Annotated in this window: 10 protein-coding genes and 1 riboswitch; of the genes, 9 read left to right on the top strand and 1 reads right to left on the bottom strand. The window is 34.4% G+C overall.

Going from position 1 to position 9,619, the window contains the following annotated elements; translation table 11 throughout:
- Window positions 1-139: 139 nt before the first annotated feature.
- Window positions 140-325, top strand: a riboswitch (cobalamin riboswitch).
- Window positions 326-512: 187 nt separating this feature from the next.
- From nikB to Q7P22_RS14780, 7 genes are read left to right on the top strand one after another with little or no spacing between them, the layout of a single operon-like run.
- Window positions 513-1,460 (top strand): nickel ABC transporter permease, encoded by a 948-nt coding sequence (gene nikB / locus Q7P22_RS14810; RefSeq protein WP_303865148.1) that lies wholly within the window; start codon window positions 513-515, stop codon window positions 1,458-1,460.
- Entirely contained in the window at window positions 1,457-2,392 is a 936-nt protein-coding gene (gene nikC / locus Q7P22_RS14805) for a nickel transporter permease (protein WP_303865147.1), read from the top strand. Before nikB ends, nikC begins: the two co-directional genes overlap by 4 nt.
- Entirely contained in the window at window positions 2,316-3,905 is a 1,590-nt protein-coding gene (locus Q7P22_RS14800; protein ID WP_303865146.1) for an ABC transporter substrate-binding protein, read from the top strand. The genes nikC and Q7P22_RS14800 overlap by 77 nt, the downstream gene beginning before the upstream one ends.
- A 10-nt stretch (window positions 3,906-3,915) precedes the next feature.
- A complete protein-coding gene (locus Q7P22_RS14795) occupies window positions 3,916-4,701 on the top strand; it encodes an ABC transporter ATP-binding protein (RefSeq protein ID WP_303865145.1) in 786 nt (261 codons plus the stop codon).
- On the top strand, window positions 4,694-5,647 hold the full coding sequence (locus Q7P22_RS14790) for an ABC transporter ATP-binding protein (RefSeq protein WP_303865144.1): 954 nt from the start codon (window positions 4,694-4,696) through the stop codon (window positions 5,645-5,647). Before Q7P22_RS14795 ends, Q7P22_RS14790 begins: the two co-directional genes overlap by 8 nt.
- Window positions 5,640-5,813 carry a hypothetical protein gene (locus tag Q7P22_RS14785; protein ID WP_303865143.1) on the top strand — a complete coding sequence of 58 codons (174 nt, stop codon included), beginning with the start codon at window positions 5,640-5,642 and terminating at the stop codon, window positions 5,811-5,813. Before Q7P22_RS14790 ends, Q7P22_RS14785 begins: the two co-directional genes overlap by 8 nt.
- 5 nt (window positions 5,814-5,818) lie before the next feature.
- On the top strand, window positions 5,819-6,790 hold the full coding sequence (locus Q7P22_RS14780) for a M14 family metallopeptidase (RefSeq protein ID WP_303865142.1): 972 nt from the start codon (window positions 5,819-5,821) through the stop codon (window positions 6,788-6,790).
- A gap of 78 nt (window positions 6,791-6,868) precedes the next feature.
- Here Q7P22_RS14780 and Q7P22_RS14775 read toward each other — a convergent pair whose 3' ends face one another.
- The gene (locus Q7P22_RS14775; RefSeq protein ID WP_303865141.1) at window positions 6,869-7,384 is read right to left on the bottom strand and encodes a hypothetical protein; all 516 of its coding nucleotides are present in this window, start codon (window positions 7,382-7,384) and stop codon (window positions 6,869-6,871) included.
- Window positions 7,385-7,590: 206 nt separating this feature from the next.
- Between Q7P22_RS14775 and Q7P22_RS14770 the strand changes: the two genes are divergently transcribed.
- Window positions 7,591-8,946, top strand: a complete 1,356-nt coding sequence (locus Q7P22_RS14770) for a L,D-transpeptidase family protein (RefSeq protein WP_303865149.1) — start codon at window positions 7,591-7,593, stop codon at window positions 8,944-8,946.
- Between the two features lie 450 nt (window positions 8,947-9,396).
- Window positions 9,397-9,619 (top strand): MBL fold metallo-hydrolase (locus Q7P22_RS14765; RefSeq protein ID WP_303865140.1); only part of this gene is annotated, 223 nt, incomplete at its 3' end.

Raw genomic sequence — 9,619 nt, 5'->3', positions numbered from 1 at the left:
TGAATTATCAAGCATGGAGCCCACTTTTATTGGTGGGAAAGTTGAGTTACTAATATATTGTAGAAAAACAGTGAGTATGAATTGACATATAAGTAACTATGTGATAAATTTTAAATATAATAAACATTTATAGTTAAATACAAAATATAATTATTCAAGTTCCGTAAGGATTAATAGAGAAGCCGGTTAGATTCCGGCACGATCCCGTCACTGTGTTAGGGAGCACTTGTCAATAGGCCATTAAGTCATGAAGAAAATGATTTGAGAAGGCGATAAAGTGTGATGATCTTAAGTCAGGAGAACTGCTTGTAATAATACTTAGTTATGATTCTTACGGGAGATAAGAAGCATGTTTTTTTATTGCTATTGAGCTGCCGAAAGGCAGCTTTTTTTGCGCGATCTTGGAATCACTATAGCCGATTTCAAGGTGAAAAAAGACTACGATAATATAACAGATAAATAACTTGTCAAATTGTCTGTTGCGTTATATATCTACGAAAGGGGAAAAAATTTTGAGTAAAAAAGAAATTATACAAAGGTTACTGCAGATTATTATAGTCCTATTTGGCGTGAGTTTTCTTACCTTTAGTTTAACCTATCTTGCTCCTGGCGACCCCGCTTATGCTATGTATGAAGCTAATGGAGTTGTTCCTACTCAACAAATGTTAGAATCGGCTCGTCAATCCATGGGCTTAGACAAGCCATTTTTAATGCGTTATTTTACATGGCTTATTAATTGCCTGCAAGGGAATCTAGGAACTTCCTTTTTTAAGCACAAAGAGGTAGCCATCTTACTTAAGGATAGGCTATTACCAACAATTCAGTTAGCTTTTTTTTCTTTATTGTTAACCTTAATAATATCTATACCTTTAGGAATTATAGCAGCAATTTATAAAAATAGATTAGCTGATTATATTATTCGGGGGCTGACTTTTCTAGGTATTTCTATGCCGAGTTTTTGGGTTGGGCTGTTGCTTTTATATATTTTTGCTTTAAGGCTTAATCGTATGCCAGTAATATCTAGTGAATTTGGTTTTCAAAAATTGGTTTTACCTGCTGCAACACTAGCCATTGCCATGTCTGCTAAGTATACTAGACAGGTGAGAGCGGCTGTGTTAGAAGAAATTAATAAAGATTATGTTATTGGCGCTAGAGCGCGAGGCATCGAAGAAAATATAATTCTAATAAAACATATTTTGCCCAATTCTATGTTGCCGTTGATTACACTTCTTGGGCTTTCCCTTGGATCTCTTTTAGCAGGAACTGCAGTAGTAGAGATTATTTTCTCTTATCCAGGTTTAGGAAACTTGGCAGTTAGCGCTGTAGCTACAAGGGATTATCCTTTAATACAAGGATTTGTCTTATGGATATCTTTAATGTATATGAGTATCAATCTTATTGTTGATATTTCTTACAAGTATTTTGATCCTCGTATAGGGAAAAAGGAGGTCAGAGGATGAAGATTATAAAGTTTGTCAGGCAGAATCGCCAATTTGGGATTTTAAGTATACTTGCTTTATTTATTCTCTTAGTGGCACTATTTGCACCAGTAATAGCTACCCACAATCCATATGAAGCAGTCCTACAAGATGCCCTACAAGCTCCTGGAAAGGACCATTTATTTGGAACGGATGTATTAGGAAGAGATTTGTATTCTCGTATCTTGTATGGAACCAGTACTTCTATAAGTAGTGCATTCATTCTTGTAAGTATTATTTTTATTATTGGGACAGGATTAGGTATTATAGCAGGGTATTTTGGTGGTGTAATCGAAGGAATAATCATGCGTATATCGGATATTATGATATCCTTTCCAGATTTAATACTAGTAATTGCTATTGCAGGTATTTTAGGACCAAGTCTTGGCAATGCCATTATTGCGATTACAGTAGTCAGCTGGACAAAATACGCAAGGCTTGCTCGAAGTTTAGTTCTTAAGATTATGCAATCGGATTACATAGCAGCAGCACGTTTGACAGGTTCTAAGACATCCCACATACTAATGAAATATTTATTCCCAAATATTTTGCCAATATTAATTGTAACAGCAGCAACGGATATAGGGAGTATTATATTGCAACTTGCATCTCTTTCCTTTTTAGGTTTTGGCGCTCAACCGCCTACTCCAGAATGGGGGTATATGCTTAGTGAAGGGCGAGAATTTTTACAAAGAGCACCTTGGCTTCTTGTTTTTCCAGGATTGGCTATTTTTATAGTCGTCGTCATATTTAATTTATTTGGAGATAGTCTAAGGGATATTTTGGATCCAAATATAGACAAGGAAAGTAAATCATTAAGAAAGAGGGAAAAAGAAAATGAATTTAAAAAAGATTGTAAAGGTACTAGCCGTATCCACCCTTCTAATTGGGTTATTAAGTGGATGTGGAAATAAGGATGATGGCAAGCAAACTAGCCCAAAGGCTGTCTCATCAGAAAAAACCCAATTAAATGTAGCTACAGAGCTTTTTTCCCACTCACTAGATCCATCAGTAGACTATGAAAGTTGGTTTGTTATGAGATGGGGTGTAGGGGAATGCTTAGTTAAATTTGCTGATGATTATTCATTTGAACCATGGCTTGCAGAAAGCTGGAGTGTAGCAGATGATGATCTTACTTGGACATTTATATTAAGAGAAGGCATTAAATTCTCTAATGGAGAAGATATGACACCATCAAAAGTTGTAGACTCTATCAAAAAGGTATATAAAGATTCTGATCCTAAAAACGGTGGAACTGGCAATCTACAGAGCTTCTTTACCTATTCTTCCTTAAGTGCTGATGATGAAGCTAATACAGTAACTATTGTTACTACAGAGCCAACTCCTGACCTTCCAGGCTGTATGGCATATCCATGGATGATGATTACTAATGTAGACCAAAATAGAAACTTAGCTATAGAAGGTCCAATTGGAACAGGTCCATATGTTATTGAATCTATGACAACAGACGTAGATATTAAATTGGTAAAAAATGAATACTATTGGGATGGTGTAGTGCCTTTTGAAACTGTTTCCATTATGAAAGTAGAAGAACCTTCTACTAGAAGCATGTCTCTTCAAGACGGTAGTACAGATATGGCTATGAGTATTTCAGCTGCAGATAGACAGACCTTAGGAAATCTAGGAGACTATAATATTAGCGAAGTATCCGGTTCTCGTGTGGGTTATGCTCATGTAAATTTAGAAGGATTACTTGAAAATGATAATCTTCGCAACGCAGTAGTTATGGCTATTGACGAGAAAACTATAGCAGATATTACTACCAATGGATCGTATTCTTATGGATATGCTGTCGTTCCGTCTATACTTGACTTTGGCTATGATAATCTCACATTTAAAAATTCCTTTGATGCAGAAAAAGCTGCAAAACTTTTAGATGATGCAGGTATTGTGGATACAAATGGTGATGGAATAAGAGAAATAGATGGAGAGAATATTGTTTTAGATTATAAAGTAACGGCAAGTCGCCAGATGAATACTATTGCAGAAGCACAAGTCACGCAATTAACCAATATAGGAATCAAAGCGAATGTTTCCATTACAGAAACTCAGGCAGATGTATTGATGAATGGGGATTTTGATTTAGCTGCAAGTAACGAAGTGACTACACCTACTGGCGATCCTGCAAAATTTTTAAATCACTGGTATTCTAAAAGTGATACAAATTATATTTCTTATAATAATGCAGAATACGATGAAATTTATGAAAAATTAATAACAGAATTTGACTTAGGTAAGCGGAAAGAATACATTGTACAATTACAGCAAATGATTCTTGATGATTCTGTAGCCTTAGTATATGGGTATTACAATTATAATATATGCTCTACTTCGGCTATAGAAGGGGCCTATTGTCCAACGTCAGATTTCTACTGGGTGACAAAAGACATTAAACCAGCTAAATAAGGGTGAGTACATGCTTGAAATTCAACATTTAACGGTGAAATATGGATACCACCCTCCTTCTGTAAAAGACTTTTCCCTTTCTATGAAACCTGGGGAAATAGTAAGCATCGTTGGAGAAAGTGGAAGTGGTAAGACTACAGTAATCCGATCTCTTTTAGGCGCTTTGCCTAAAGGAGGACAGGTTGTGGAAGGAGATATATGCTTTGAAGGAGAATCCCTCCTAGGCAAATCAGATGAGGAATGGAGACAGTTAAGAGGCAAAAGAATGTCCATGATTTTTCAGGATTCTGGTGTAATGATCAATCCTATACGAAAAATAGGTGGCCAGTTTGTTGAGTATATCAGGACTCATGAAGATATATCCAAAAAGGATGCATGGCAAAAAGGCGTTATTATGTTAGAAAAGATGTGTCTTTCTAATGGGGAAAATATTATGAATAGCTACCCTTTCCAATTGAGTGGAGGCATGCGACAACGGGTAGGTATTGCCATGGCTATGGTGTTTCAACCTAAGCTTTTACTAGCTGATGAACCAACTAGCGCTTTAGATGTAACGACTCAAGCCCAGATTGTTCGCCAAATGATGGAATTAAAAGAGGTCCATAATACGGGGATAATTATTGTCACTCATAATCTAGGTGTAGCGTCTTATATGTCTGACCAGATTCTCGTTATGCAATCTGGTAGGATAGTAGAGATGGGCAATCAAGAAGACGTCCTCTACAATCCTAGCCATACATATACTAAAACATTGTTAGAATCAGTTCCAAAAATGGAGGGAAAACGGTATGTCTAAAGGAATTGTCTTAGAAGCTAGACATTTAACCCGCAAATTTAAAATGGCAAACAATCGGATGGTGGCTGCTGTAGATCATGTAGATCTCAAAATGTATGAGGGGAAAACTTTAGGTATTGTAGGAGAAAGTGGTTGTGGTAAAAGCACTCTTATGAGAATGCTAGTGCAATTGGATAAACCGACTGAAGGACAAATTATTTATCGTGGCAAAGACATTACAAATGATAAAGGTAAGAATTTAAGAGAAAATCACAGACGAATACAGATGGTCTTTCAAGACCCCATGGCTTCTTTTAATCCTAGAATGAAGGTTGCAGAAATTGTAAGTGAGCCACTGCTCAACTTTAAATTGATTAAAAAAAAGGAAAAGGAAAAAGAAGTCAAAAGGTATTTGGAAATGGTCGATTTACCAGAAGAGTTTATGAATAAATATCCTCGAAACATGAGTGGTGGGCAGAGACAAAGGGTGGGGATTGCTCGAGCTCTTACATTAGAGCCAGAAGTAATCTTATGTGACGAAGCCACTTGCTCCCTAGATGTATCCGTACAAGATCGTATTATAAAACTACTGGTAAAATTGCAAAGAGAAAAGGGAATTACTATTGCTTTTATTTGCCATGATGTAGCATTGGTTCAATCGATGGCTCATGAATTAGCCATTATGTACTTAGGAAATATTGTAGAGCGTATACCTGGAGATAAGGTTCATAAAGAAGCAAGACATCCTTATACAAAATCCTTAATCGGTTCAATCTTTGATGTGAGCATCAATCGAAGCATAGCTATAGACCCAATTGAGAGCGAATTTACTAGAGCCCTAGATTTACCACATGGTTGCAACTTCCAAAATCGATGTCCACACTGCAAAAAAATATGCACTGTAGAAAAGCCACAATTAACTAAAATTGATTATCAACACTTTGTGGCATGTCATTTGTATGAGTAAAACAAAATCAATTTTAAAATGGGCGATACCATTGATGATGTCGAATATGGTGGATGCTTTTATTATTGGCAGGCCTATAAATACACATGCTCTAGCTACTGTAGGAATAGGCGACTATATTGTGTTGATTTTAATTTATTTTTTTATCAGCTTAGGAATGGGCTAGAACAAATGAATGAAAAAGAAAGGTTTGATAAAATGAATATAGATGAATTAAATCCAGGACAAAAGGCAACAGGGTTTATCAATATAGAAGGTACTGATGTTATGTTTCCTGTTACGGTCATTGTAGGCTATGAAAAAGGTCGAACTCTTTTAATAACAGGTGGTGTTCATAGTGCAGAATACGTAGGCATACAGGCAGCTATTGAACTGTCTCAGGAGATTACTCCTGAGGTAATAAAGGGGAAAGTCATTATTGCGCCACTACTCAATGTAACGGGCTTTACTAATCGAACGATGAGCTTAGTATATGAAGATCAAAAAAATTTAAATAGAGAATTTCCAGGTAGTGTGGAGGGGACCCTAACAGAAAAATTAGCTGCTACTGTGGTAAAAGAATTACATAAAAAGGCGGACTTTTATATTGATTTACATTGTGGTGATGGATATGAGACGTTAACTCCATATGTTTATTATCCTGGAATGGCTACGGATGAAGTAGTACAAAAATCCTTAGAAATGGCAAAATGTGTTCATGTACCTTATCGAGTAAAATCAGGGACGGCTAGTGGTGGATCCTACAATTATGCAGCAAGTTGTGGCATACCCAGTATCTTGTTAGAGCGTGGACAGTGTGGCATTTGGACAGAAAAGGAAGTGTTAGAGGATAAAGAAGATGTCTACCGAATTATGGATACACTAGGTTTTAGTAATTTTGGTATAGAAAATCATTCCTTTGAACAAAGAGAAGTAACAGATGTACGCTATCCAGAAGTTCCTATAAGTGGTTGTTGGTATCCGAGATTTGAAGTTGGTAATATATTTAAAAAGGGTGATTTAATAGGAACTATAAAAAATTATTTTGGTGAGATACTCTATGAGTATTATGCCGATATGGATGGTGTAATCTTATATCAAGTTGCTAGTTTGACAGTAATTAAAGATGGTCCTCTAGTGGCATATGGGCACATAATAGATTGATTTCTTAAATAAAAAGCAGATAGAGAGTGTACTCGCTGCCTGCTTTTAAAAAAACTATTATTTTATTAAATTCATTCTTTATTGTGGTGTATTACTGCAACAATTAGGAATATAAAGGACAGATAAAAAGCCAGCGCTTAATCCTGTTTCGCTAATATCAGCTCTTAATGTCGCTTCACTATTACCGATGCATACAGGATAATCAAATGATACGACAAAATTTGCATGAGGAGCAACTCCTTCATCGTTTTGTTCTGCATAATATCTGTTGATAAAAAAGGATGTTTCAGATTGAAGCGTTAATTGAATATCTCTTATATTTGTACCTTGAGCCGTTACAAAAATCGTTTTTATACAAGAATTAGCTGGAATATTCAATTCAATAATACTTTGACCTGATCCAATATTAGCAGCTGTTGTATAGGCAGTCACCAGTGGATGATTATTCGCTTGGCTGCTTAAATTATCTCTTAGAATAGAATTGGTCTTTTTTAAAATGCAGCCAATTGAATCTAACTCTTCAACTATATTTTCACATATTTCATAGGGTTGTTCTTTTTTATTTTCATTGCACTCATGGCAACAGTGACTCACGGATAAACCTCCTTTTATTTTGATTATTATCATAGGTTCTATATATTATATGAGATAGAATAGATTTCGTTCTTTAAATAATCCTCTTATAGAGTCTTAAGATGAAATCACAGACATATTATAAATAAGTGATAGTTTAACGCATCATAATGGAAGGGTTAGACGGTGCTGTGAGAATGGATTACAAGAGGTTTTTTAAAAAAAAAGTGTTTTTGAAATTAGGAATTATTTTGGCTGTAATGGCAGTACTATACTTTCTGATTTCAATATACTTTACAAATCATTTTTATTATAATACGGTAATCAATGGTGTAGATGTATCATTCAAGACATACGATGAAGTAATTCTTATTATTGAAGAGTATATTGATCAATATCAATTGGAATTAGTAGGTAGGGATGGCTATACGGAAAAAATTACAGGTAATGATGTAGGTTTATTTTTAAATAAGAAAAGTAGCATCTATCAAATTCAATATGTGCAAAAACCTTATTTTTGGATTAGTTCTTATATTAAGGATTGTAGATATTTTGTAGGAGATTTATTTTTATATGATGAAGAAGCTTTAAATAGTAGAATAGATGCATTAATTTTCTTAAATAAAGAGGTCGTAGAACCTAAAAGTGTAAGTTTCGAATACTCAAATGGCTCTTATCAAGCCATTAAAGAAGTGTATGGGAACAAAATTAACAGAGAATTATTAAATCAAGTTATAACAAGAAGTATATTAAAAGGAGAAAGAACATTAGATATAGATGCGAATAATTGTTACGAAAACCCAAAATATACTTTACATTCTGAAAAGACAAAAGAAACTGGAGATACTCTTAATAAATTTGTTAAATCAAAAATAATCTACCGATTTGGCAGTAAAAATGAAATAATAGATGATAAACGGATTCGCCAATGGCTACGTGTAAATAGAAATTTAGATATTATAATCGATGGACAAGAGATATACAATGATATAAAAGGATTAGCTAAAAAATATAATACCGTAGGTATAAAGAGAAACTTTAAAACCTCTACAGGAAAAACGGTAGAAGTATCTGGAGGTTTATATGGTTGGAAGATTGACTTGTTGGGAGAGAAAGAGATCCTATTAGAGGAGATTCAATCTGGAAGAATCATACAAAGAGAGCCTATATATGCTCAAAGGGCATTATCTAGAGAAGAAAATGATATAGGAAATACCTATGTAGAAATCAATATTACAAAACAACACTTATGGTTTTATAAAGATGGAGAACTGGTAACAGAAGGTCCAATTGTAACAGGTAATTTGAGTAGAGGCTTTGATACGGATCTTGGTACATATATGCTCAATTATAAGATAACAAATGCCACTTTAAGAGGGCAGGGTTACGAATCCAAAGTAAAATACTGGATGCCCTTTTATGGAAATATAGGAATACACGACGCCAGATGGAGGCATTCTTTTGGAGGCAATATATACAAACAAAATGGCAGTCACGGATGCATAAATGCACCTACGTATTTGGCAAGGGAGCTATATGAAGAAATTGAATCAGGAATGCCGATTATTTGTTATGAAGAGTGATGTGCAAGGCGGTAAAGTAGTTTTTCTTACCACCTTAAATCAGTAAATTCATATAAGACAAGAAAATATCATTGCTCATCTTTTCAAATTTTGCTTTCGCTAAATCTGGCGCCTAGCATCATAAGATCTAATAATTCTTTTGGTCTATCGATTATTTGAGTAGGAGTATCTGTTCTTAAAGAACGAATAGGGAATAAGCCACTAATTATAACATTAACTATAATTAATAAAGTATAGTTTAATTATAATTAAGTCATACAACAATATCGAAATATATGGTATAATATGATGGGTTTACAAAGTTTATTAAACTTGTCAAAATAATGCAAAATGTAAGGTGAAAAATAAGCGTATTAAAAATCTATAGTTTTATTTTTTGTCTTGTGGTTTATAATTAAACTTTAAAATATAAATTTTAATAAAATGATATTGTTCAGATAAGGAGTTCATATGACAAATTTAAGGGATAAAGTAATAGACGTATCTTGTAGAATGGGAAGTTGTAATTCAGCTCTAATAATTGGAGAGGAAAAAGTAGCTTTAATAGATTGTGGCATGGCTTATTGCGCTAAAGAGCTTCTTGAAAATATAAAAAGAGTTTTAGGCGATGACAAGGCTTTGGACTATATATTCATAAGTCATTCTCATTACGATCATGTAGGTGCCATTCCAT

It is taken from the genome of Alkalibaculum bacchi (assembly GCF_937875145.1).
Lineage (GTDB): Bacteria > Bacillota > Clostridia > Eubacteriales > Alkalibacteraceae > Alkalibaculum > Alkalibaculum bacchi_A.
Note: the sequence above shows the minus strand (reverse complement) of the source record. Positions and strands in the feature narration are given on the sequence as shown.

Coding starts and splice junctions, on each gene's coding strand:
- nikC (WP_303865147.1), top strand. CDS start 1,457: ATGAAGATTATAAAGTTTGTCAGGCAGAATCGCCAATTTGGGATTTTA.
- Q7P22_RS14800 (WP_303865146.1), top strand. CDS start 2,316: ATGAATTTAAAAAAGATTGTAAAGGTACTAGCCGTATCCACCCTTCTA.
- Q7P22_RS14795 (WP_303865145.1), top strand. CDS start 3,916: ATGCTTGAAATTCAACATTTAACGGTGAAATATGGATACCACCCTCCT.
- Q7P22_RS14790 (WP_303865144.1), top strand. CDS start 4,694: ATGTCTAAAGGAATTGTCTTAGAAGCTAGACATTTAACCCGCAAATTT.
- Q7P22_RS14785 (WP_303865143.1), top strand. CDS start 5,640: ATGAGTAAAACAAAATCAATTTTAAAATGGGCGATACCATTGATGATG.
- Q7P22_RS14780 (WP_303865142.1), top strand. CDS start 5,819: ATGAATGAAAAAGAAAGGTTTGATAAAATGAATATAGATGAATTAAAT.